This is a genomic window from Ruegeria arenilitoris (genome assembly GCF_013035425.1).
GTDB classification, from domain to species: domain Bacteria; phylum Pseudomonadota; class Alphaproteobacteria; order Rhodobacterales; family Rhodobacteraceae; genus Ruegeria; species Ruegeria arenilitoris_A.
Map to the genome: position 1 here is coordinate 24,928 of NZ_WQHX01000007.1, position 22,719 is coordinate 47,646.

22 protein-coding genes are annotated in these 22,719 nt (G+C 51.1%); 11 read left to right on the top strand and 11 right to left on the bottom strand.

Translation table 11 applies throughout. From position 1 onward, the window contains the following. Window position 1: 1 nt before the first annotated feature. The 6 genes from GOV45_RS17545 to GOV45_RS17570 all read left to right on the top strand — a co-directional run bounded on the left by GOV45_RS17545 (window position 2) and on the right by GOV45_RS17570 (window position 6,762). Window positions 2-961 (top strand): ABC transporter substrate-binding protein, encoded by a 960-nt coding sequence (locus tag GOV45_RS17545; protein ID WP_170480190.1) that lies wholly within the window; start codon window positions 2-4, stop codon window positions 959-961. A gap of 115 nt (window positions 962-1,076) precedes the next feature. Beyond that, window positions 1,077-2,132, top strand: a complete 1,056-nt coding sequence (locus tag GOV45_RS17550) for a quaternary amine ABC transporter ATP-binding protein (RefSeq protein WP_170480192.1) — start codon at window positions 1,077-1,079, stop codon at window positions 2,130-2,132. After that, complete coding sequence (locus tag GOV45_RS17555; RefSeq protein ID WP_170480194.1) at window positions 2,129-3,670, top strand: ABC transporter permease; 1,542 nt, start codon at window positions 2,129-2,131, stop codon at window positions 3,668-3,670. Before GOV45_RS17550 ends, GOV45_RS17555 begins: the two co-directional genes overlap by 4 nt. After that, a complete protein-coding gene (locus GOV45_RS17560) occupies window positions 3,667-4,389 on the top strand; it encodes an alpha/beta fold hydrolase (protein WP_170480195.1) in 723 nt (240 codons plus the stop codon). The genes GOV45_RS17555 and GOV45_RS17560 overlap by 4 nt, the downstream gene beginning before the upstream one ends. Window positions 4,390-4,693: 304 nt before the next feature. Further along, a complete protein-coding gene (locus tag GOV45_RS17565) occupies window positions 4,694-6,049 on the top strand; it encodes an MATE family efflux transporter (RefSeq protein WP_170480197.1) in 1,356 nt (451 codons plus the stop codon). Between the two features lie 125 nt (window positions 6,050-6,174). Continuing rightward, window positions 6,175-6,762 (top strand): PepSY-associated TM helix domain-containing protein, encoded by a 588-nt coding sequence (locus GOV45_RS17570; RefSeq protein WP_302478479.1) that lies wholly within the window; start codon window positions 6,175-6,177, stop codon window positions 6,760-6,762. A 35-nt stretch (window positions 6,763-6,797) separates the two neighbouring features. On the opposite strand, the gene GOV45_RS17575 is transcribed toward GOV45_RS17570, so the two are convergent. Continuing rightward, window positions 6,798-8,501 carry a SulP family inorganic anion transporter gene (locus GOV45_RS17575; protein ID WP_170480201.1) on the bottom strand — a complete coding sequence of 568 codons (1,704 nt, stop codon included), beginning with the start codon at window positions 8,499-8,501 and terminating at the stop codon, window positions 6,798-6,800. 147 nt (window positions 8,502-8,648) lie between these two features. Next, window positions 8,649-9,848, bottom strand: a complete 1,200-nt coding sequence (locus tag GOV45_RS17580; protein WP_170480202.1) for a cytochrome-c peroxidase — start codon at window positions 9,846-9,848, stop codon at window positions 8,649-8,651. An 87-nt stretch (window positions 9,849-9,935) separates the two neighbouring features. On the opposite strand from GOV45_RS17580, the gene GOV45_RS17585 reads away from it, so the two are divergent. Then, on the top strand, window positions 9,936-10,406 hold the full coding sequence (locus tag GOV45_RS17585) for a tetratricopeptide repeat protein (RefSeq protein ID WP_170480204.1): 471 nt from the start codon (window positions 9,936-9,938) through the stop codon (window positions 10,404-10,406). A gap of 34 nt (window positions 10,407-10,440) precedes the next feature. Here the strand turns inward: GOV45_RS17585 and GOV45_RS17590 are convergent, their stop codons facing one another. Genes GOV45_RS17590 through GOV45_RS17615 form a run of 6 tightly spaced genes read right to left on the bottom strand, consistent with a single transcriptional unit; the run spans window position 10,441 to window position 16,016 of the window. Then, window positions 10,441-11,502, bottom strand: a complete 1,062-nt coding sequence (locus tag GOV45_RS17590; RefSeq protein WP_170480206.1) for a TRAP transporter substrate-binding protein — start codon at window positions 11,500-11,502, stop codon at window positions 10,441-10,443. A 24-nt stretch (window positions 11,503-11,526) separates the two neighbouring features. Beyond that, window positions 11,527-12,816: a TRAP transporter large permease gene (locus tag GOV45_RS17595; protein ID WP_170480208.1), complete on the bottom strand. Its 1,290-nt coding sequence runs from the start codon at window positions 12,814-12,816 to the stop codon at window positions 11,527-11,529. Then, window positions 12,817-13,404: a TRAP transporter small permease gene (locus tag GOV45_RS17600; protein WP_170480210.1), complete on the bottom strand. Its 588-nt coding sequence runs from the start codon at window positions 13,402-13,404 to the stop codon at window positions 12,817-12,819. It lies immediately after the preceding gene. 43 nt (window positions 13,405-13,447) lie between these two features. Next, a complete protein-coding gene (locus GOV45_RS17605) occupies window positions 13,448-13,972 on the bottom strand; it encodes a flavin reductase family protein (protein WP_170480212.1) in 525 nt (174 codons plus the stop codon). Then, window positions 13,972-14,862: an aldo/keto reductase gene (locus GOV45_RS17610; protein WP_170480213.1), complete on the bottom strand. Its 891-nt coding sequence runs from the start codon at window positions 14,860-14,862 to the stop codon at window positions 13,972-13,974. Before GOV45_RS17610 ends, GOV45_RS17605 begins: the two co-directional genes overlap by 1 nt. Continuing rightward, window positions 14,862-16,016 (bottom strand): LLM class flavin-dependent oxidoreductase, encoded by a 1,155-nt coding sequence (locus tag GOV45_RS17615; RefSeq protein ID WP_170480215.1) that lies wholly within the window; start codon window positions 16,014-16,016, stop codon window positions 14,862-14,864. The genes GOV45_RS17610 and GOV45_RS17615 overlap by 1 nt, the downstream gene beginning before the upstream one ends. Window positions 16,017-16,122: 106 nt before the next feature. Here GOV45_RS17615 and GOV45_RS17620 point away from each other — a divergent pair, with 106 nt between their 5' ends. From GOV45_RS17620 to GOV45_RS17635, 4 genes are all read left to right on the top strand, one after another. Continuing rightward, window positions 16,123-16,833, top strand: coding sequence for a GntR family transcriptional regulator (locus tag GOV45_RS17620; protein ID WP_170480216.1), 711 nt, complete (start codon window positions 16,123-16,125; stop codon window positions 16,831-16,833). Window positions 16,834-16,852: 19 nt separating this feature from the next. Next, a complete protein-coding gene (locus tag GOV45_RS17625) occupies window positions 16,853-17,953 on the top strand; it encodes a Gfo/Idh/MocA family protein (RefSeq protein WP_170480218.1) in 1,101 nt (366 codons plus the stop codon). A gap of 172 nt (window positions 17,954-18,125) precedes the next feature. After that, a complete protein-coding gene (locus tag GOV45_RS17630) occupies window positions 18,126-18,494 on the top strand; it encodes a group I truncated hemoglobin (RefSeq protein WP_170480220.1) in 369 nt (122 codons plus the stop codon). Then, window positions 18,491-19,549: an adenylate/guanylate cyclase domain-containing protein gene (locus GOV45_RS17635; RefSeq protein ID WP_170480222.1), complete on the top strand. Its 1,059-nt coding sequence runs from the start codon at window positions 18,491-18,493 to the stop codon at window positions 19,547-19,549. The genes GOV45_RS17630 and GOV45_RS17635 overlap by 4 nt, the downstream gene beginning before the upstream one ends. A 5-nt stretch (window positions 19,550-19,554) precedes the next feature. On the opposite strand, the gene GOV45_RS17640 is transcribed toward GOV45_RS17635, so the two are convergent. The 3 genes from GOV45_RS17640 to GOV45_RS17650 all read right to left on the bottom strand — a co-directional run bounded on the left by GOV45_RS17640 (window position 19,555) and on the right by GOV45_RS17650 (window position 22,714). After that, window positions 19,555-20,169, bottom strand: a complete 615-nt coding sequence (locus GOV45_RS17640) for a TetR/AcrR family transcriptional regulator (protein ID WP_170480224.1) — start codon at window positions 20,167-20,169, stop codon at window positions 19,555-19,557. A gap of 696 nt (window positions 20,170-20,865) precedes the next feature. Next, window positions 20,866-21,735 (bottom strand): polyphosphate kinase 2, encoded by an 870-nt coding sequence (ppk2, locus tag GOV45_RS17645; RefSeq protein ID WP_170480226.1) that lies wholly within the window; start codon window positions 21,733-21,735, stop codon window positions 20,866-20,868. 49 nt (window positions 21,736-21,784) lie between these two features. Continuing rightward, the gene (locus GOV45_RS17650; protein WP_254448043.1) at window positions 21,785-22,714 is read right to left on the bottom strand and encodes an alpha/beta fold hydrolase; all 930 of its coding nucleotides are present in this window, start codon (window positions 22,712-22,714) and stop codon (window positions 21,785-21,787) included. Between the last annotated feature and the right edge of the window lie 5 nt (window positions 22,715-22,719).

Below are 22,719 nucleotides of genomic sequence, written 5' to 3' on the forward strand. Positions count from 1 at the left end.
CATGTCAATAAAAAACACACTAATTAGCGCTGCGGTACTCGGCCTTATCAGTGCACCCGCTTTCGCAGAAGACGTAAAAATTGGCGTGCCATCTTGGACCGGCGCGCAAGCTATTGCCCATGTCCTGGGCGAAATCGTTTCTTCGCGCATTGGGGGAACGGTCGAGTACGTGCCAGGTAACAACGCCACGATCTTCCAAGCCATGGACCAAGGCAAAGGTGATATAGACGTGCACCCAGATGTCTGGCTGCCCAATCAGGAAAGCTTTACCAAGAAATACGTTGATGAGGCCGGTACAGTCACCTTGTCCTCCAACCCTTACGAAGGAAACCAAGGCTTTTGCGTTTCCAAAGACTTCGGCGAGAAGATGAATATTACCGATATCGCTGATCTGGGCCGTCCGGATGTGGCAGCGGCCATGGACAGCGATAGCAACGGTAAGGGTGAGATGTGGATTGGCGCACCAGGTTGGGCGTCCGCCAATGTTAATGAAGTCAAGGTGCGCGACTATGGCCTACTGGACTTCATTGAACCCATCCGCGCAGAAGAGGCCGTGAAAACCGCGCGCATCAAAGACAGCATCGCAAAGGGCGAAGGATATGCCTTCTATTGTTACAAGCCCCATGCAGTATGGTTCATGTTCGATGTTGAGATGCTGACCGAGCCGACATTTGATCCGGCAAAATACGTTATGGTGCAGCCCTCTGACGATCCTGATTGGTACAACAAATCAATGGTGGCGACCAAGGACGCTTTGAAACAAGTTCAGATCGCGTGGTCTAACTCACTGGTAGATCGCTCGCCGGCTATTGCCGAGTTTTTTGACAACTTTGCTTTGACGGCAGACGACGTCAGCTCGCTGGCATTCGAGATCAGTGCAAACGGTAAAGATCCTGCCGATGTCGCCAAGTCGTGGGTGGAGGCGAATTCCGACCGCGTAGACAAGATGCTTGGCCTGTAAAGTACCACAGCGAGATACTCGCCCCCGACCTTGTCGGGGAATAATTTAACAGGACGTCGAGATCCGAGGTCAATCTTGGGTCTCGAAACTATAAGTTGCGAGTCGGGACGAAGCCATGAACGCCGAAACAGTTATTGAAATCTCGAACGTTTGGAAGATTTTCGGCGGCAAGCCCGAGGCAGCCTTACAAGCGATCCGCGATCGAGGACTTACGAAGGCGGAAGTCCTGAGCGAGTTCAATGCCGTTGTGGGTGTCGCCGATGTATCCCTCTCTGTTAAGCGGGGTGAGATTTTCTGCGTTATGGGCCTTTCGGGTTCAGGAAAATCAACGCTTGTACGTCACTTCAATCGCTTGTTGGAGCCCACTGCGGGAAAGATCGAGATTGAAGGCATCGATGTAATGGCGCTTGGGCAAAAGGAGCTGCAACGGTTCCGCAATCAGAAGATTGGCATGGTCTTCCAGAATTTCGCGCTCATGCCGCATCGATCAGTGCTCGACAATGTAGCGATGCCACTGGAAATCCGGCGCGTGGCAAAGAACGAACGTATGCGTCAGGCGGCGGCTATTCTTGACATCGTCGAGCTTGGGGCGTGGGGTTCGAAATTCGCACACGAACTGTCGGGCGGTATGCAACAGCGGGTTGGATTGGCGCGCGCCTTGGCAGCGAATCCAGATGTGCTTTTAATGGATGAGCCATTCTCAGCGCTCGACCCACTTATCCGCCGCCAATTGCAAGATGAATTTATCCGTTTGTCGAAGATTCTTAAGAAAACCACCGTTTTCATTACGCATGACCTTGATGAGGCCGTTCGGATCGGAGATCGAATAGCGATCATGCGCGACGGCAAGGTGGTTCAAGTGGGAACCGCTGAAGATATCGTGATGCATCCTGCCGATGACTACGTTGCGGATTTTGTTGCGGGGATTTCGCGGCTCAAAGTTGTTCATGCTCATGCAGTGATGCAGCCTTTAGAGGCTCATGTCGCTGCCCACGGGCCAATCCCGGCAGACGTTCCGCGTGTCAACGAAAGCGAAACGCTTAGCAATCTGATCAATCTCGCAATTGAAGGCGATAGTGCCATTCTTGTTGAGGACGGCGGTACTGATGTTGGCGTGATCACTCGGGCTGATCTGCTCCGCACCGTGATAGAAGGAACCGAAGTCTCATGAAGGAAGACACCACAAACCCACTAGAGGATACGACCTCGGCCGCTGCAAAGGCTTATGCCGAAGAGCGGCGGGAAAATATCCGCACCTTCGTACGGACTTCACCAGAATATTACATCCGGAATTTTGATAAGATTGGCACCTCGGCCCGCTTTACACCCACCTTCAATGTGTTTGCTGGCCTATTTGGACCCATCTGGTTCGGAGCACGCGGCCTTTGGTCCTGGGCGTTACCGTTTTTAATCCTTGAAGCGCTGGCCTTTGTGCAAATTGCGCGAGGTCTATTCGGTGATCTAGGGGCAGATGCCATGGCACGCATCACCTCCATCGAAGGTACGCTCGAATTGCGGCGCCAACAACTCGCTGCGGCTATTGAAAACAATTCCGATCGGGTGGATGCGTTTCGCCGTACTGTCGAGTCGCTTGAGGCCAATATCGAAGGGTTCAGGGCCGAGGCCGAAGCCGCTGCGGCCCAAGGGCCAACAATTGCGCTGACTGGTCTTGTGATTTTGCTTGTCGTTAAGCTGGTGCAAGCTGTGACGGCCAATACAGCGCTTGAAGCACGTTTTTCGGACTGGCTCAGCGACCGAACAATCCGCTCGGGAATGCCCGTTCAGCAGATAGTTTTTTCAGCCGTCTTCATGGGGTTAATCGTTGCCGCTGCCGTTGTGCACTACAGCTTTCCGGATCGATTTACGCTGCTGACCAATTTTCCGACCGACCCGGATATACGCCTTGTATCGATCGACGGCGTAGAAGCATTTTTTAACTGGGCCGTTCTAAACGGTGAGGCGTTGTTTGATGGAATTACTTATGTAATCCGACTTGTGCTTGACGCTTTGGAAACCATTTTCGTCAGTACGCCCTGGATCGTAATTGCAGCGCTGATCATCTTACTCACATGGCTGACAGCTGGCGTTCGGATGGCGATCTACTCCGGTGCTTTTCTCGCTTACATGGGCTTGCTGGGCTTCTGGGAGAAAGCCATGACAACACTGGCGCTCCTTGGAACTGCGGCTTGCCTTTCTATTGTTATCGGCATTCCGCTTGGTATGTTCGCCGCCCGCCGTCCACGATTTTACGCGTTTATTCAGCCCATCATGGACTTCATGCAGACAATGCCGGCCTTCGTGTTCATGATTCCTGTTATCGCATTCTTTGGCACAGGAAAACCGGCCGCGGTCGTCACGACGATGATCTTTGGAGGAACGCCGGTTGTTCGTCTCACCGTCCTGGGGCTGCGCGGAGTACCCGAAAGTGTGCGCGAGGCGGCTATTAGCTTTGGAGCTAACAAATGGTATCTGCTAACCAAGGTTGATTTACCTCTTGCAAGCCCCTCCATCCGGGCAGGTATAAATCAAACCATCATGCTTTCGCTTGCTATGGTCGTGGTTGCTTCGCTCATTGGAGCCAAGGGGCTTGGCGAAGATGTGTTGGAAGCGTTGCAATACGCCAATGTGGGACAAGGTATTCTGGCGGGTTTCTCTATCTTGTTCTGCGCTATGATCCTTGACCGGATCGTACAGGGTCAGCGTAAGTGAACGCGCTTGTCCTTATTCATGGGTTCATGGGCGGTGGCGCGCAATGGGAAGGGTATATAGATGGCTTGGCCGGGCAGTTCGATCTTATTACGACAGATCTGCCGGGTTTCGGCGCAAGGTCTCATCTATCGCCGATCGACAGCATCAATGGATATGCAGATTGGGTTATCGATCATCTAAGAAAAGCGGGTGTCGTTAGGTATCACCTCCTTGGTCATTCCATGGGCGGTATGATTGCCCAGGAAGTTGCCCTTAAAGACAATGATCGAATTGATCGCCTTGTGCTTTACGCTACTGGTGCAATCGGCGTTTTGCCTGGGCGGTTTGAGACAATAGAAGAAAGTAAAAGGCGGGCGCAAGAAGAGGGTTCTGCAGCTACCGCACGACGTATCGCGGCGACTTGGTTTCTTAAAAGAGAAGCGGCAGAAGGTTTCGAGCGTTGCGCGACGATTGCAGCGCAATCAAAATTGCCTGCAATAAATGCTGGGCTTGACGCTATGCAGTCTTGGTCGGGCAAACAAAACTTAAGCCAGATTGAAAAAGAAACTCTGGTCATATGGGGTGATCGTGATCGAACTTACCCATGGACGCAAATCCAAAAGCTTTGGACAGATATCCCAAATTCTTCACTTGCCGTCGTGCCGGATTGCGCTCATGCCGTCCACGCTGAGAAGCCTGAATTATTCGGGCGTCTGATTGCTGATTTTTTGGCTCGTTGATACTTCAAACCCAACGACCGGTTCATGAAACTGAGTCCGGTAAGTTTGTTGCAAAGGCAAGGGAAGAAGTTGCGGCATTGTGAGAACGGTTAGACTCAGCACATCCACCAGAATTTGGAAAAGAACATAGGCCGGGCGTCTCACGAAAAGAGAATGAACGAAGCAGTATTTTGATCCTTCGGCAAAAAATTCTTGCCGCGCAATTGGGAACACAGGCAGGGTGGTTCAGCGACTTTTGGTGAGGCTTTTTTAACGGATGGCAGCACAATCCGAAAACCAAGCAGTCTTCCTTTCTGGGGGACTGATGAGGCACGTAGTCAGAATGTCTCTGACCACCAGCATTGGGTTAATGGCAATCTTTGCCGTTGATTTCGTCGATATGGTCTTCATTTCGATGCTGGGTAACGACGCGCTGGCCGCGGCGGTTGGCTATGCTGGCACTTTGTTGTTTTTCACCAATGCTGTGAATATCGGTCTTTCTATTTCCGCCGGGGCTTTGGTTGCTCGGGAACTTGGGGCAGGTCGCCCGGATGATGCCCGAAAGTTTGGATCAAGCGTTGGTGTTTTGGGTGTATTAATTGGGGTTCTTGTGTCCCTGATTGTTCTGATTAAAGTTGAATTCTTGCTGTCTTTACTGGGCGCAAAGGGCGAGGTGCTGAGATTAGCGTCTAGATACGTGTCAATAATCCTTCCCACAATGTGGGTCATGTCGGCGGCAATGACTGCCATGGCAGTTTTGCGCGCGCATGGGGATGCACGAAGATCGATGATGGCGACTATTTACGGGGGTGTTGTAAATGCCGTGCTGGACCCAGTTCTAATTTTCGCTGTGGGTTTGGGATTGGATGGGGCCGCGATCGCCTCTGTTTTGGCGCGGATCACAATGTTGGTTGCGGCATTGCTGCCTGCGCTGCGCGTTCATAATGGGTTTGCGAGGCTTTCGATCCGGCAAGTCACGCGGGACTTTAGTGCTGTTCGAATGATTGCAGTACCAGCAATCCTCACAAATATTGCTACTCCGATTGGAAATGCGATCGTGGTGCGTGAGATCGCTGAATACGGCACCGACGCGGTCGCAGGAATGGCGGTCATAGGACGTTTGATGCCCGTTGCGTTTTCGGTAATTTTCGCGCTGTCCGGTGCGATAGGGCCAATCATCGGTCAGAATTTTGGTGCAGGACAGTACGATAGAGTCAGATCGGCTTTCATTGCTGGTGTAAAGTTTACCGCGACGTATGTGTTGATTATGGCGGCTGTTTTGTTCGTATTGCGTTCACCAATTGCTGATTTGTTTGATGCCCAGGGCGAAACACGTGCGCTAATTTATCTTTTTTGTGGGCCGCTGGCGCTGGCGGCGTTCTTCAATGGCGTAATCTTTGTTACAAATGCCAGCTTTAATAACTTGGGCTATCCGATCTACTCAACTTGGATAAATTGGGGACGGCACACTGTCGGAACGTGGGTCTTCGTAATTATTGGTTCGAAAATAGCCGGTGCGCCGGGCGTGTTGCTTGGGCAGGCTTTTGGTGGTGTTTTATTCGCCGTGATCGGTTGGGTGATGGTCAATCGAGTTATTTCGCACTTGTCGAGGCCCGGCCCAACTGACCCGTTCGCCGATCAAAGGCGCATACATTCACTATTTGGGCGCCGAGGGTGGTAGTTTTCAGTTCGGTTCATTTGCATGTTGCTAGTCGGAAGTAAGACAACTTTCCTTTGTTGGGCTAGATCCGCGCCAGCATGAACCATGAGCGAAGTGAAGTACCTTGCGCCTTGGAGAAAACACCTATGCCAGCATCCGGGGGTAGTTCCGGACTCGTCGGAATTTTGGGTCCGGTCACAATGGACTCTGTAGACCGTTTCGCGCGCGAAATCGGGTTCGAAGCGCGGTATCAGTTGAACTTGCCGCAGGGTGAAAACGGGGTTTGGACACTGAGCCGCGACCCTATGAGTACTGATAGTAATTCCCCAACTACAGATAGAACCGTGCACATTGATCAGTACACAGGCAAAATTCTGGCCGATGTGCGATACGAAGATTATTCCTTGGCGGGTAAGGCCATGGCTGTTGGTATCGCACTGCATATGGGCACACTAGGTTTATGGAGCGTTTTGGCGAACACGATTTTCTGCCTGTGCGTTTTGTTCATGTGCGTCACTTCCATCGTGCTGTGGGTAAAGCGTCGTCCGGTAAACGCAAGACGACTTGCTGCGCCCCCAATGCCCAGCGAATTGCCTGTTTGGCAAGGTGCAGTAAAGGTGGGCCTGGCAGTTTCCATTGCTTTTCCGATGGCGGGTGTCGCCATTTTGACGGTACTTTTGTTTGATGCCTTTGTGTTGACCTATTTGCCAAGAGTACGTCGCTGTTTAACTTAAAGTTATAGGCGCAGCGTTTTCGCGTGCTGCGCCTTTCAACTGCCAGTGGCCTTGTTTTGATAGACGGATATCAAACTTTCGCCAGTATCGAAGAACGACTCGGCACCTATCAAATCGCTGACGCCAAATTTGTCGAGCTGGGCTTTGACATCAGGTTCCAGCATCAGGAAAACAAGCTGTATTTTGTTCCTTTTCAAGAACTTGAAAATTGATTTCAATGTATAGCCAGCAGTGAAGTCAACTGTATCTATTGCAGACGCGTCTATGCAGAACCAATTAATCTTGTTCGAAGTTGATTGCACGATGCTTGTAACTTCTTCCGTCAGGCGCTGAGTGTTGGCATAGTACATCCCGTGAGAAAATCGGTAGATAACAAGACCCGGTAAAATCTGATTGGGCTCAGCCAGAGATTTGGTGTGCCACCCTATTTTCTTTCCCTGCACAATCACTGAATTCTTGGGCCGATAACCATGTCTTGTATGATCTATTAGGGACAGTACCATCGCGAAAATGATGCCTTGCTCGACGCCGACGATCACCACCACGCCGGTTGTCGATACGGCAATCCAAAACTCGGATCGCGCCTGTTTATAGATTTTCACCAATCCACGAAGGTCGATCAGGTTAACACCGATTAAAAATACAATAGCAGACAGGGCGGCGTTTGGCAGGTAAGCAAGTGGCGCAGTCAGAAATAGGATGACGACCAGAACAATAAGTACCGTCGTTAACTGTGCGATCTGGCTTTTTCCCCCAACACTAGCGACCATTTCAGTCTTTGTTGGACTGCCGTTGACAACGAATGTACCGGAAAAAGCCGCCCCAAGGTTAGCTGCGCTCAATCCGATTAGATCGTTGTTTTCGCTGAACTTGTCATCGTAACGCGCGGCGTAGGCACGCGATGTAGCTGCACTTTGCGCAAGAATGACCACGAAAATTGCCAAAGCTGTCGGCAACAACTGCTTAATCGGCGCCCAGCTCCAATTCACCTCTGGGATCGCAAGGGCAGGCAGACCACTGGGAACGGGACCAAGTACAGCAATTCCCGAAGCATCGAAATCCAAGAACCAGCTTAAACAGATAACCCCGACTACGGCTATCAAAGGGCCAGGTACTTTACGGGATAGTTGCCTTCCAACTAACACGACCAAAAGCACCGCAATAGAAATCGCCACTGTTGGCCAGTGAAATTGATCAAAGTTCTGAACGAAACTCCACAGTTTGTGCAGTGTTCCATGTTCTGATGCTTCAATCCCCATCATTGGTGGGATTTCGGTCGACGCCACTTGGATTCCTACTCCTGTCAAAAATCCGACCAGCACTGTTCGGGAAAGAAAGTCGGCCAAGAACCCAAGGCCAATAATTCGAGCTGTGATCAAAAGAACACCTGCCAATAGTGCCAGCAGCGATGCCAGCGCTAGATATTCCGACGAGCCAGCAACAGCCATTCCCGCCAGTGCGGAAGCCGTAATCGCCGCAGTTGCGGAATCCGCACCGACAACCAAATGCCTCGACGATCCAAAGATCGAAAACAACGCCATCGGTATCAGGATTGTATAGAGGCCGGTAATTACCGGTGTCCCAACTATCTTCGTGTAGCCCATGACTTCGGGGATCGCGAGGCTCGCAAATGTGATTCCAGCAAGAATTTCAGTCGGCAGAGCAGGGCGATCAAATGGTAGAACACCTTGCAGAACGGGCAGCCGAAATCGATTTAGATCAGATCCCCGTTTTCTCATGTGTTCACCCTTACTGCTTGATATCCAGATTGCCGATTCAGATGATAGAAAAATCTTTGGCAATGAGCGAATTGAGTTTCCCATTCGATACTGAGTCAATGGTGAGCCCATTTAACGGTGTGCGAGCAACGGGTCCTTTAACTTAAGCTACGGCTGAAACCCGTCCGGAACTCCAAATGGCGGTTCTTCGACACTGGTACCAGTCAATGCGTACAAAAAGGCCACTAAGTTGCCGATTTCTTCGTCTGACAAGGTTACTGGACGAATGTCGACTGTCGATCGAACACGCTGCATTTCTAACTTGTCCTGCCAAATTATGAAATCTGCTCCTTGCAACCAAGGCACGGGCGGCAGGTTAGCGTCATATTCAGCCCAATTTTCAAAGCTGACTGCTGGATCGAGATGGTGCCTGACGACGCTCTCCAAGTCGGGGAAGGCACCGTTGTGACCGTAAGGTGCGGTTAAAGCTACATTGCGAAGCATCGGTGTGCGAAAGCGATAGGCATCTTCCAATCTGTTGCTTTCCCCCATGCGACCAACATCGCGAGCGTATGGATCCCATTGCCGCGTCCTACCCGGGCCGAAAGGTGGGATGCTTAACGCATGAAACTTTTGGTCCGACATTAAGGGGCCGGAGTGGCAGGTTGCGCACTTGGCTTTACTATAAAACAGGTCCATCCCTTTTTTCTGCTTTGGCGACAAAGCTGTGGTGTCACCGGAAAGGTACTGATCAAAGGGGCTGTCGGTGCTGCGCCATTCGAGCGCCATAAAAGCAGCAAGTGCGTTCACAACCTGAACAATCGTTATTTCATTGGGTGTGTCTACATCATCAAACGCTTCAACGATGGCTTGCCCGTAAAGCGGATCCGTTCGAACGCGTTTTGCAATGATAGGCCAGCCTTTGTCGATTCTGTCATGAACAGCACCTGTAACTTCGTTTTCAGCAACATTTCCGGCCATTTCAAACTGTGCAGTCAGAGGAAACAAAGCCTGTGCTGCGAGCAGCGAATTCAGTCCTTTCGGCAGCCATTCTTGCGCAGGTGAGTTGATGCCGTTTCCGTAAACATCAGAATGGCTGAGGCGTCCGTCATGAAACAGAGTATGAATTTCCTTTGCGCCAAGGTTCCATAAACCAGGCGAGTTTCGCGGTATGCGTTTGCGAATTTTATGCCGGCCTTTTCCAGGTGTGCGTTCCGGTCCAAGTCCTTCGCCGCCCTCTCCGATGCCAAGAGATAACCCGTCGGAAGTGCCAAAGTCGGGGTGATGGCAATGGGCGCAGGAGATATTTTGATTTCCAGATAAAACCGGATCGTAAAAAAGCTGATGACCGACGGCAGCCTGTTTCATATCAAAGGGGATGAAATCTTCATCTGTCAGCGGCCGAGGTAGCTCTTGTGACGTTGCTGGTACAGCGAACAGGAAAGCAAAACACAAATGCGTCAGTACATTTTTGCCTTTTGTCTTATTGCAACGCCGACGCTGGCTGAACTTGAGGGCGCGCGTGACTTGATGGAAGCCGGAGAGTTTGAAGCCGCCCGAGACGAACTGATGCCAGCTGCGCGCTCGGGTAATGCCGAGGCGGAAGAATTGATTGGCGTGATGTATGGTTTGGGGCTTGGAGTGGAACAGGACTATGAACGAGCTTTTGAATGGTATTTGCGGGCTTCTATGAAAGGACATCCGGGTGCGCAATCGGGCATCGGCTGGTATTACGAGTTGGGGCTCGGTATGCCCGCTCCAGATCTTGTACGCGCCTACATGTGGTACACGCTCAGCGCCATCGGTGGCGATCCCGACGCGGCGATCAGCCTTGAAGAAATAGTCAAGAAAATGACGCCAGAGCAGATCGAACGAGCTCATATTCTAGTAAACGACTACAAAGGGTGGATGTACCCGTTTCGATAGCGGGGCCGGACTGTAACAGCCCGACCCCGGTAGGTCAGTTCAGGTCTGCATCGCGCGATGCGTTGACCTCCGCCTCGGCTGCAGCCACAGCCTCGGTCAGAGCTGAAAACACCTCATCTCCGCGGCCCACGTTAGACTGGAACCATTCGTAGACGGGCGTAGCCGCCTCTTTGAAGGCTGCTTTCTGCTCAGGGGTCGGAACGTACAGATCACCTCCGCCAGCTACGAAATCCTCGTATGCTTGAATGGATTTACGTTTTGGCGATGCAAAAGTAGCCTGCTGCAACGCATAAAATCCATCAACTACGACGCGTCGCATGTCTTCTGGCAGTTCCTGGAATTTCGCGTTGTTCATCCACCAGAGAGCGCCCATATAGGCATGACCATCCAGCGTGACGTATTGAAGCCCTGCATCAGGGAACTTCATTCCCATGATGTCAGTGATGCCGTTCTTGGAACCTTCGACGACACCTGTTTGAAAGCTGGTGAACAGCTCTGGCCACGGGATAGGTGTTGGTGAAGCGCCCAAAGCCTTTACCAGCTCCTGCGGAAGGTCCGCTACCACGGTGCGGATCTTCAGACCTTCCATATCTGCTGGCTCTGCGATCCGGCGCTGAGTGTTGGCAAAGTTGCGCCAGCCGCCAGTATTTCCGATTGTCATCAAGCGGATCGCGCCGCCGGAGTCTTCCAATGCCATATCGCGCATTTTGCGGGTGAAATCACCAGATAGAACGTGTTCGGCAATCCGGTCATCGGCCATAAGATAGGGCAAGTCCAGAACCTGAACGTACGGGAAAATACCGGATGCACCACCAGACGTCGAAATGTATATATCGATTGTTCCGTCAGCGACACCTTGCAGACATTCCGCGCCATTCGAACAAAGCTGAGTACCAATGAAGAGTTCGACTTCGATCGCACCGTTCGAGGCAGCCTCAACATAGTTTTTGAAAACGATCAATCCGTCATAGTCTTCATCGTTTTCATTTGAATTCGCCGTCGCGCGCAGTGTGTAATCTGCAGCCGCAGCTGCAATGGCGGATGCTGCAACCAGCGAAGTGGCCACCGCGGCCGATTTAATGAATCTTCTGAGCATGCGTTTCCTCCCTGTGATACTCAGTTAGTTGGCAAATCCCGTTATTCTCGGGATCGTCATTGAGATTGCCGGAACATAAGTAATCAAAAAGATCACTATGATTTCAACAGCCAGAAACGGCAGAATGGCCTTTGCGATGGTTTCGACTTTTTCGCGCGAAACAGCGGCAGCGACGAAAAGGACTAAACCCATGGGTGGCGTAGCCAGACCGACGGTCAAGTTAACGCTCATGATAATGGCAAAGTGGATAGGGTCTACACCGAGACTGGTAAAAATTGGTGCCAAGATCGGGCCGAGAATAATGATCGCTGGACCAGCGTCCAAAAACATACCCACGATGAACAACAATAGGTTGATCAGGAACAGCAGAATAAGCGGGTTTTCCGACAGGCTGAGGATAAGCTGGGCCAATTGTTCTGGTGCATGGCTTAGGCTCACTACGGTTTTGAAAGCCATCGCCGCACCAACAAGCAACAATACAACAGCGGAAGTCAGACCCGCATTGCTAAGGATTTCGGGGACTTCTTTGAGCGTCAGGGTACGTAAAACGAAAAAACCGATCAAAAATGCATAACCAACGGCAACAGCGGCGGCCTCCGTCGGGGTAAATATGCCGCCCAAGATACCGCCAAGAATGATTACTGGAGTCAACAAAGGGAAAAACGCTTTAAGGCTTGCCTGACGACGCTCGCCCCATGTGTATTTGCGGCTTGCAACTGGGAAGTCATAACGGTCGGCCATTACCTTGATCATCAGCATCAAACCGACACCCACCATTACGCCAGGTACGATTCCTGCTAAGAAAAGGGCGGCAACACTTTCGCCCATGACATACGCGTAGATGATCATGATGCCCGAAGGCGGAATAATCGGTCCGATTACTGAGCTGGCCGCTGTAATTGCAGCAGCAAAACGGCGGGTATACCCCTGTTTTTCCATAGCGGGAATCAGCATTGATCCCAGCGCCGAGGTATCTGCGACGGCCGACCCAGAAAGGCCTGCAAAAAGAATGGAACTGAGAACGTTTACATGCGCCAGTCCACCACGTAGATGCCCCATCAGTGCTTGACTGAATTCAACGAGGCGTATGGTGATCCCACCTCGATTCATAAGCTCTCCGGCGAGCATAAAGAAAGGGATCGCCATAAGGGGAAAGCTGTCCATACCGTTGTAAACATTCCGATACAGCAGCGTGATGTCGTTGGTTTGGCCGTTTAACCACAACAAAATTCCCGGCGCAGCCAGAAGGGCAAAAAAGACCGGCAGACCGATCATCAAAAAGACCAAGAATGTCGGAAGGAACAAGATAAGCATTTATTCAGCTCCTGCTGGGGCGTCGGCGATTTCAGGCAGCATGTCACCGCCGCCCAACAGTGTGATTACCGCCCGCAGGATAAGTTCAATGTTGACTGCGATCAGAAGGATAACACCAACCAACAGTGAGGCCATCATCCAGCTGCGTGGAATTCGGTACCATTCGTCAAATCCAATTGACGTCGGAAGATACAGTGCTGCGGTCGCGAATTTGCCACCAAAACCGGTGACTTCGGACCATCCTATATTTACGGCAACCAGCAAGACTGCCAGGGAAACGACAAGCAAGAAGATGTTCAGCAATTGTCCGAAAACTCGAGGCAGCATTTGCGGAACCATGTCGATCGCTACAAATCCGCCACGACGGAACGCAGTTGGCGCCATCAGACCAGTCATCCACAGCATGCAAAATCGCGCAGCTTCATCCGGCCAGGGCAGGGCATTACCCAGAACGTATCGAAAAAACACCTGAATCAGAATTGCTATGACCATAACGGCCATCGCAACGACCCCAACCGCACGGCCCAGTCGCAGCGCGGTTTCATTTACATACGCGATCGGTGCAAGGACCGATGTTAATCCGCTCATGCGGATCCTCCCTTATTTGGTCACAGGTTAAACCCCGCAACACTTACCGCGCTTTTTGGTGCGCGAATTGGCCGAGTTTCCCGGCGTAGAAGGTCAGGGCGTCTCCGTCTGCCATGCTGGCCCTAAGAACCTTTCCTATTACAATAACGTGGTCACCCGCGTCGTGATACGCATGCCGTTCGCATTCGAATCTTGCCAGACAACCTGTCAGTATTGGCGTGCCATTTTCACAGCGATTGTGTTCAATCGCCTTCAATGCAAACGCATCTTTAGAGCAGCCATAGCATAGCTCTGCCTGTTTCGACGATAAAACGTGAACGCTGAAGTGTTTCGCCTCACGAAAATACCGAAACCTTTTTGAGTTTCGGTCTCCCGCCCACATGATTAAAGCCGGATCCAATGATAATGAAGAAAAGCTGTTGGCCGTAATGCAAATAGGGCCGTCACCACTGTCGCAGGTGACGACTGTCACTCCGGTTGCAAATCGGCCGAATGCGTCTCTCAGAGTTCGGGTGTCGTCCTTCCGGGGAACAAAAGTGTGCGCCATGTTCGGGGTGATTGCGTTCATCATGGTACCTCATGGCCCAGCGCCGCCTCATACAGGCGGAACCAGGTTTCCCGATCCAGATCGACCTTAAGCGCGTCAGATATGCGCTTTATCCGATCTAGATTGTTGGTGCCGAGAACCGGCAGTATCTTTGCAGGATGGGCAAGCAAAAACGCAACCGCTACAGCAGCGCGGTCTACGTCGAACTCTTTCGCAATCTCGTCGGCAACGACCCCGACCGGCGGGTTGCCGGACATTAGCATGCCTCCACCCAGCGGCGACCAAGCCATGACAGGATGGCTATTTTGTTGATGAAATGCCAAATCCCCATTGGTGAACGGAGCGATTTCGCCCAAAGAAATCTCGATCTGGTTTGTGACCAGTTGCGATTTCATTGCGGATTGCAATAGGTTCCAATCCCAAGGCCGAAAATTCGACACACCAACTGCGCCGACTTTGCCACTGTTCACAACTTCGTCCAAAGCCGCCCCGGTTTCGTTGTGGTCCATAAAGGGGTCGGGGCGATGAATCAAAAGAAGATCGATATGGTCGGTGGCCATTTCCGAAAGAGAAGTATCCACCGACTTCAGAATATGCTGCCTTGACGTGTCATAGTATTTGACTTTGACATCTGAATACCGCCCGCACGGAGCAACGATATCGCACTTGGTCACAATCTCCATTTGCTGACGTACGCGAGGGTTGGCGCGTAAAGCGTTCCCCAAAACGGCCTCGGCACCATAATCGCCATAAATATCCGCTTGGTCGAAAGTCGTGATGCCTTGATCCAGACAGGACTGAATCTTGGCTTCGACGTGAGAGGCAGAGGTGTCATTATCATCACCCAGCCGCCACATGCCGTAGACAAGACGGCTCATCTCAAGCGTTTCGGATAATTTAACGCGTTGCATTAGCGACGGACTCCATTGCCTAACGGGGTAGCAGGGGTTTCAGTAGGAACTCTTCCATAAGCTTCTGGAAGAGAGCAGGTTTTGAGGTTTGGCATAACGCGGGTGCCAAAATGCCGCGCCTCATCCAAATGAGGATACCCCGAAAAGATAAAGGCGCGGATCCCCATCTTTTGGTATTCCTCGATCTTTGTCATCACCTGATCGGCGGATCCTACCAGAGCAGCACCGCAGCCTGAGCGTGCCCGGCCAACGCCGGTCCACAGGCCAGGTTCAATATAGCCATATTGGTCCGCCAGATCACGGTTTTTGGATTGATGTGAGACGCCCAGCGAAGTCGCATCCAATGCTCGTTCACGAATGGCGCGGCCATATTCGTCGTCAAGTTTCGACACGATAAATTCGGCGTATTCCTGCGCCTCGGCCTCGGTATCGCGAACAATCATGTGAACACGCAGGCCGTAATCCAGTGTGCGACCGCACTCATCGGCCACGGCATGAACCGCTTTCATGCGCTCAGCCAATTGATCCTTGGTTTCTGGCCACATCAGGTACACATCGCAATGTTCACCGCACAACTGCAAAGCAGGAGGCGAATAGCCGCCAAAGTACAGCAGTGGCCCACCGATTTGGTAGGGGCGTGCTGGATCAGTGGTCAGTCCGGAAAAATTGTAAACCTCGCCTTGATGATTGATCTCGTCTCGCGTCCAGGCCTGCTTAAGTATTTCGACTACCTCGCGTGACCGCTGATAGCGATAAGAGCTTTCAGCTTTTTCGCCCGGAAAGTCAGAGGAGATAATGTTGACGGTCAATCGTCCTTTGAGCATGTGATCAAGTGTTGCAACCGTTCGCGCAAGCATTATCGGCTGCATCTCACCACAACGTACAGCCGCTAAAAGGTTGATCCGATCAGTTATGGGCGCGCAGCCCGCAACAAAACTCAACGTGTCTTGGCCGACTTGATAGGATGACGGGCACAGAATATTTCGGAAGCCTTGAGCTTCAGCCTCTTTCACAATGCTCGAGCAATGTTCCCAACTTGACCGCAAATTACCGTCGGGTACGCCGAGAAATTGATAGTCATCTGAACATAGCGCAGCAAACCATGATACCTCAGCCGCATCCAGATCAGGGGATGTGATTGGGACGATTGTCATTTGGTTGGGCTCCGAGATGTTTTTTGCATTTACTCTTGCGTAGCAATCACTTTGATGTAGATCAATAGTGTATCAATTTTTCCTGCGACCGAGTGAAGCGCCCCTCGTGACACAAGCTGACAGAAATCCGAATGCCCTTCCGATTTATATCCAGATCGCAGAACTGCTGATCAGGGATATAACTGCTGGGCGTTTGATAAAAGGAGAGCGTCTACCGCCGGAACGCGATATGGCTGCGGATATGAATGTATCGGTAGGTACATTGCGAAAATCGCTGGCCGAGCTTGAAAAAAAAGGCATGTTGGAGCGTATTCAGGGCTCCGGAAACTATGTATGCGAGACTGGAACACATAACAGCGTCTACGCGATGTTCCGCTTGGAGCTGCCCGAGGGCGGAGGGTTGCCAAGTGCCGATATTCTTTCCGTCGATCATCTTGCAAAGCCTACCGATCTAGGAGATTTCGGGGAATCGGACCGTGGTTCACGAGTACGCAGGATTCGCTATCTCAATGACACAATTATTGCTCTCGAGGAGATCTGGCTGGACGAATCAGTTGGACTCATTGATGAGCAGCTGCTGTCAGACTCGCTCTACCGTTATTATCAACACCAACTTGGGTTCTGGATTGCCCGGGCTGAGGATCGAGTGACCATTGGATCGCTGCCTGATTGGACGCCAGCCGAATTCACAAAGCCTGCTGGACAGATTGTGGGTTACATCGAACGGTTCAGCTGGTCTGAAAAGGCCGAACCTGTCGAGTTCTCAAAAACTTGGTTTGACCCAGATCGAGCAGCATACGTGCAACGTCTTAAGTAAATAGAATGAGGGATATCGCATGACCCGGACCATAAATTACGGGCTGATCGGATGCGGAATGATGGGGCAAGAGCACCTACACAATATAGCATTGCTTGAGGGTACGCGCGTGTCGGCCATATATGAGCCTGACACAGACATGGCTGATATTGCGCGGCGGATTTCGCCGGGCTCAAGGTTGGTGGCATCGATAACCGATTTGTTGTCAGTAGAGGATTTGGATTGCCTTGTGATAGCAAGCCCAAACCACTTGCACGTTCACCAGATTGTTGAAATCGCCAAAGTCCGCCCTTTACCGTTGCTGGTTGAGAAACCTTTGTTCACAAACCCTGCGGACGCTGATCGATTGCTGGAGATCGAAAAAACATATCCGCATCCGATTTGGGTAGCGATGGAGTATCGGTACATGCCGCCCATTTCAGCCCTAATCGCCGAAGCCAAGGATGCTTTGGGCGGGATCAAAATGCTATCGATCCGAGAACACCGCTTTCCGTTTTTGGACAAAATCGCCAACTGGAACCGATTCAACCGCAATACGGGGGGTACATTTGTCGAAAAATGTTGCCATTTCTTCGACCTCATGCGGCTAATTCTAAATTCTGACCCCGTCAGAATTTATGCCAGCGGAGGGCAGGCAGTTAATCATTTAGATGAAGAGTATGACGGTGAAACGCCCGATATTTTAGACCACGGTTACGTAATCGTCGATTTTTCCTCGGGTGCCCGCGCTATGCTTGAATTATGCATGTTCGCGGAAGGATCTGAATACCAAGAGGAAATCGCCGCTGTAAGCGCCCAAGGAAAGATTGAGGCGTTGGTTCCCGGTCCGGCTAGATTTTGGCCCGATCATCTTGGTGTGCCGCCAGTTCCAAAACTTGTCGTCAGCCCGCGAAAGCCAAAGGGACCAATTTCCAAGGATATACCTGTGGATCCGCGCCTCTTGGCTGCGGGGGATCACAATGGCTCAACTTATTTTCAGCATCAGGGCTTTCTTGAGTTGGTGCGCGGGCACCGGACCGTTCCGGACGTTACTTTGAACGATGGTATCTGGGCAGTTCAAATGGGAATTGCCGCGCAAGAAGCACTTCAAGAAGGCAAAGCCATACATTTCAATCGTTAAGAGCTTCTGACGTGTTTTAGAACGGTCGACAAGGGTAAATTCGTTCAGTGTTTCGACGCTTGTCTGCGGTCGCCTGCAACAGCAAAGGCCTAGTGTTCGTAAAACCGTTAACAAAACTGTCAAGTTGATATAACCTCAAGTTGTTATTGAAACTTGTGAACCGGTTAGCGTTGTGAGTCAGTCGATCTATGAAAAATACGGCGGGTTCAAAGCCATAAGCCGTATAGTGATAACTTTCTACGAAATGGCCCTGGACTCGGAAGAGATCGGGTTTCATTTCGAAAATATTGATTTGCCAAGACTAATCGACCACCAAACGAAGTTTGTTTCTTCGCTGGTAGGAGGGCCAGCGTCGTTCAGCGATGACCGGATCGAGGCGGTACACCGACATCTCAATATCTCGCACGCGCATTTCGACGAAATGTCTGCGTTGTTCAGAGAAGCCCTAGAAATGCATGGTATGGCCGAAGAGGATGTTAATCTTGCAATAGACGCAATTGAGGAAAAACGCTCCATCATCGTTACGCGGAACGCCGCATGAGTATTCTTGCCATAAATGAGCAGTTGCTGCGAGCTATTGGAGTGGGCGTCGCTGTTGTTCGCGCCTCGGACCTAAGTTTTGTTTTTCACAATGGCCCCTTTGCAGAGTGGTTCGGCTCGCCGGAACCAGGCCAGTCTCTGCTGGACGTGCTACCGGGTCTTGACCCCAAGGAATTGGACGACGTCAAACAATCTGGGCTTCGTTACTCTGTCGAGTTGCAGATCAAACCGCGACGCCGAACGTTGATTTTTGCAACCGCGGTCTCATTGGCAAACGGTCTGGAAGAACAAGTGCTTGTCGTAGAATGTCAAAATATCACGAGGATACGTGAGTTGGAGAGCATGATTGACAGCTATTCAACTATGGTCGAGCGCAATACTCGTGAACTGGAGCGTGAAAAGGAAAGGGTTGAGCGCCTTCTGCTGAATTTGATGCCCCGCGCCGTTTACGAAGAGTTCAAGACATTTGGCGTAGTTACGCCACAATTGTTCGATCAGGTTTCGGTCGTAATGCTGGACTTCGTTGGGTTCACGGATTTTGCTGCAAAAACCGATCCCACAGTCACGCTAAGCGAATTGAACGATATATTCACTGCATTCGACCGTATCGTTGAGCAGTTCGGTTGCGAAAGGATCAAGACCATCGGCGACGCCTATCTGGCAGTGTCGGGAATGCCTGATGAAACACCAGATCACGCCACGGCAGTCGCCCACTGTGCGGTCAGATTTCTGCGGTACTTAGAACGGCGAAATGAAAGCCATCCGCACAAGTGGCAGGCCCGTATCGGGTTGGGTATGGGCGCCGCCGTAGGCTCGGTCGTAGGAATTCAGAAATACGTTTATGACGTTTTTGGCCCTGCAGTGAACATAGCTTCCAGATTGCAAGTATTCGCAAACCCGATGAACATCGTTGCGCCCGCAGAAATGAAATACGCATTGATTGATGAGTTTCAAATAACAGATCTGGGCCCTGTAAATATAAAAGGTATGGGGCAGATGGATTTGATTAATGTCACGTCTCGTCTATCAACACCAAAACCCAGCCGGGCATTCTGAGATTTTTAGTCATCAGGGGCGACCAGACCCAATCCCCGAAGATAAATACCAATTCCAGATTCCAGCAAATCTTCTGGGGGAAAGGGCGATGTTGCTCCTGTATTTCGGGCGTAAAGTTCAACCACTCCGTGGCTCATCGCCCAAATGTGTGCGCTAAACATAGAGGCGGGGGGGCGCTTTTCCGGCGGGATATGCTGCGATAGATTCTCGGCGGCTTTTTCTAATACGCTCTTTGCTCGGTTGGCGGCCAAAGCCAATTCCGGCGTACGGTTCAGTGATATGCCGCTTTCGAACATCGCGATATAGTGTCCTGGATGCTTTCGAGCGAACGCTAGATAGGCGCGTCCGGTTGCCTCAAAAGCTGCTAAAGCCGATGGCTGACCCTTGTCATAAGCAAACTGCATAAGGTCCGCGAACATCTCGAAGCCTTGTCGTGCAGCCTCGGCAATCAAATCTTCTCGCCCGTGGAAATGCCGATAAACCGCAGCAGGGGTCACGCCGGCAGTCTTCGCAGCCTCGGATAAGGTGAACCCGGTCGGTCCTTTTTCCTCAATCAGAGAGAGAGCAGCCTCGATCAAAGCCTGTTTGAGGTTTCCGTGGTGATAGCCGCGTTTCGTCATCCCTGCCTCAGGCGAGTTTTCATTTATTATAATCAGAGGACAACGAATAGAGTATCAAGACCGCTTCGTCCAACCGAGAGTGGGCAGTCGACGCGCCACTGTTAAAGGCACTAAGACTTCAGCTGAATAATGAACTTTGTGAAATCCCCAAAGAAATTGAACTTTATGAAAGATTTAGTGGCCAATCTACAACGCACCGCCAAACGCCAGTATGATCAACGATTATGTAAACGGCAATAATCGCTGACTAAGAGCGTTCAGGACCAACCTGGCGGCTATGGGAAGGTTTTTCGCTGTTTGATACCAAAACGGCACTTGGATCAGGGGCAAAGTGCAAATCGCAATGATCAAAGATTTATTTATGAAAACAAAACGTAATCGGATTTAGCTAATCAGCGAGCAATCATATTGGCAGGCAGAATTCAATCAATTATTCCCTTGAATCGATGCTACTTGGAACGTTCGCAACTGAGTATGGAAATGCAAATCGCTGTAATCAAAGTGGCAATCTGAATAAACAATGACAACCGCTTACTAGGTCAAAAAAAGATCGATTAGGCTCCGAAAAGCTTCAATGACTTGTTCGAATGTCTGTCGAATTCGCGAAAGTTCAAAAAGCCACTTTTTAGAAACAATAGGCAATCTGCGGGCAGGTTGGGGCAAGGATTGGAAGTTTATCTGCGCACATTAGGTGTTTCATGCTTCCCAAATCTCCGGTCCACCACAGATTTTGGGATCCGGAGAGCCAACGACGGCAGGATCTTTTTCATCGTAGTCCAGCGCCTGCAAAACCGTGCGGATAGCTGCAAGTCTGGCACGCTTTTTGTCGTCGGAACGTACAATGGTCCACGGGCAGAATTTACTGTGACTTCGAGTCAGGGTTTCCGATATCGATTCGGTATATTCCTCCCACTTGCTTAAACCTTCTATGTCAATTGGGCTCAGTTTCCATTGCTTTAAAGGGTCGGTTTCGCGCGCCAAAAAACGGTTTAACTGCTCGGCCCGGCCGACGTTTAGCCAAAACTTAAATAAGACAATACCGTCTGTTATTAATCCAGTTTCCAAAGGCAAAACCTGCCGAAAAAACCGTTCTCGTTGCTGTGAAGTACAGAAGCCGAAGACGTTTTCTACAACCCCGCGATTGTACCAGCTGCGATCAAAAAACACGATTTCCCCGCCTGAGGGCAGATGGGGAATATACCGTTGAAAGTACCATTGAGTACGTTCGGCATCCGAAGGTTTTCCGAGCGCCACGTTTCGCGCCCCTCGTGGGTTGAGATTTTCCCGGAACCTTTTGATTGTTCCGCCTTTCCCTGCTGCATCGCGACCTTCAAATATTATTGCGACACGTTGTTCGGTTTCTTTTACCCAGGACTGCATTTTGACCAACTCGATCTGCAGTGCCTCCATCTGCTGATCGTAATCCTTGGTCTTCATTTTGTCTTCGTAGGGGTAGGTGGGGTTAACGATTTCGCCTTTCTTCGACGCTTCAATAGCTTTCCGAATGTCTTTTGGGGCGTCGTCGCGAAAGTACTTTTCGATAGCGCCTTTTTTGGCACGGGTCATGGGCCACCTCGCAATAATATCCATACTCCACTATGGATTAGGGAGCGTTCTAACGCAAACCTGCCCGGTCTGCCGCTCTATCTATAGCCGCTGCAACTTCGGGGGCTGCAACGACTTGAGGCATGTGACCAATTCCCTCTAATTCAATTAACTCTGCCCCGGGTATCTGTTCGATCAGGCGGTCGGAATGCCAGCCAAGCCCAACAGTAGCGTCCGCAGTGCCGTGGACAATTTCAGTTGGCACATTGATCTCTTTGTAGCGGGGTTGAAGTTCTGTCACCTCAGCCAGCAAGTTTGCGCGTTGTTTGGCATTTGCGTGCATAGACGCACGTCGCGAAGTTAGACCCGGGCCGAAATGATCTGTATAACCATCTGGTGCAATTTGAGGGGCAAAAACCTTGTCCAATGCCTGAGCCACATACCAATCAGGCACGAAAGCTGTAATCAGCGGGAGGACTAATGTGCGACCTGCAGCCGTCGCTCCGATAGTGTTGAAAGCATCCAGCGGCGTCTCCCACGGAATGGCCGCTGGCGCTATCAATACTAGCCCGGAGAGATTGTTGGGACGTGTGACCGCCCACGCCAAGGCCACTGATCCACCATAACTTTGCCCCGCGACTATTGGCTTCTCTGCCCCAAGTAATTCCGCAGCCTTTTGAAGGATTTTTGCTTGTTCAACAATGGTTTCCCCGTCGGGATTAAAGCTTTCAGAGTACCCCAATCCGGGACGATCAAAAACAATTACTCGATAAGAACCGGCAAGTATCGGCGCAAGCGCAAACGTCATGTCACGGGTGTTTCCACTGGAACCGTGAATCAACACGACATCAGGACCTTTACCTGAGACGACGGCGTGGATCGCAATTCCATCAACGTCCAGAATTTGCCCTTCCGGTGGATAGGTTGCTTCGGCAATCGCTTCGCGTGAGGCAGATCGCCAAACAACAGCCCCAGCCACTAACGAAAGGGCAAGGCACAAGGTTA

Excerpts from the sequence above, each read along its gene's own strand:
- GOV45_RS17600 (WP_170480210.1), bottom strand. The coding sequence starts at position 13,404 with ATGAGCGGATTAACATCGGTCCTTGCACCGATCGCGTATGTAAATGAA.
- GOV45_RS17615 (WP_170480215.1), bottom strand. The coding sequence starts at position 16,016 with ATGACAATCGTCCCAATCACATCCCCTGATCTGGATGCGGCTGAGGTA.
- GOV45_RS17565 (WP_170480197.1), top strand. The coding sequence starts at position 4,694 with ATGAGGCACGTAGTCAGAATGTCTCTGACCACCAGCATTGGGTTAATG.
- GOV45_RS17640 (WP_170480224.1), bottom strand. The coding sequence starts at position 20,169 with ATGACGAAACGCGGCTATCACCACGGAAACCTCAAACAGGCTTTGATC.
- ppk2 (WP_170480226.1), bottom strand. The coding sequence starts at position 21,735 with ATGACCCGTGCCAAAAAAGGCGCTATCGAAAAGTACTTTCGCGACGAC.
- GOV45_RS17570 (WP_302478479.1), top strand. The coding sequence starts at position 6,175 with ATGCCAGCATCCGGGGGTAGTTCCGGACTCGTCGGAATTTTGGGTCCG.
- GOV45_RS17555 (WP_170480194.1), top strand. The coding sequence starts at position 2,129 with ATGAAGGAAGACACCACAAACCCACTAGAGGATACGACCTCGGCCGCT.
- GOV45_RS17575 (WP_170480201.1), bottom strand. The coding sequence starts at position 8,501 with ATGAGAAAACGGGGATCTGATCTAAATCGATTTCGGCTGCCCGTTCTG.
- GOV45_RS17625 (WP_170480218.1), top strand. The coding sequence starts at position 16,853 with ATGACCCGGACCATAAATTACGGGCTGATCGGATGCGGAATGATGGGG.
- GOV45_RS17635 (WP_170480222.1), top strand. The coding sequence starts at position 18,491 with ATGAGTATTCTTGCCATAAATGAGCAGTTGCTGCGAGCTATTGGAGTG.
- GOV45_RS17550 (WP_170480192.1), top strand. The coding sequence starts at position 1,077 with ATGAACGCCGAAACAGTTATTGAAATCTCGAACGTTTGGAAGATTTTC.
- GOV45_RS17610 (WP_170480213.1), bottom strand. The coding sequence starts at position 14,862 with ATGCAACGCGTTAAATTATCCGAAACGCTTGAGATGAGCCGTCTTGTC.
- GOV45_RS17580 (WP_170480202.1), bottom strand. The coding sequence starts at position 9,848 with ATGAAACAGGCTGCCGTCGGTCATCAGCTTTTTTACGATCCGGTTTTA.
- GOV45_RS17595 (WP_170480208.1), bottom strand. The coding sequence starts at position 12,816 with ATGCTTATCTTGTTCCTTCCGACATTCTTGGTCTTTTTGATGATCGGT.
- GOV45_RS17545 (WP_170480190.1), top strand. The coding sequence starts at position 2 with ATGTCAATAAAAAACACACTAATTAGCGCTGCGGTACTCGGCCTTATC.
- GOV45_RS17585 (WP_170480204.1), top strand. The coding sequence starts at position 9,936 with ATGCGTCAGTACATTTTTGCCTTTTGTCTTATTGCAACGCCGACGCTG.
- GOV45_RS17590 (WP_170480206.1), bottom strand. The coding sequence starts at position 11,502 with ATGCTCAGAAGATTCATTAAATCGGCCGCGGTGGCCACTTCGCTGGTT.
- GOV45_RS17605 (WP_170480212.1), bottom strand. The coding sequence starts at position 13,972 with ATGAACGCAATCACCCCGAACATGGCGCACACTTTTGTTCCCCGGAAG.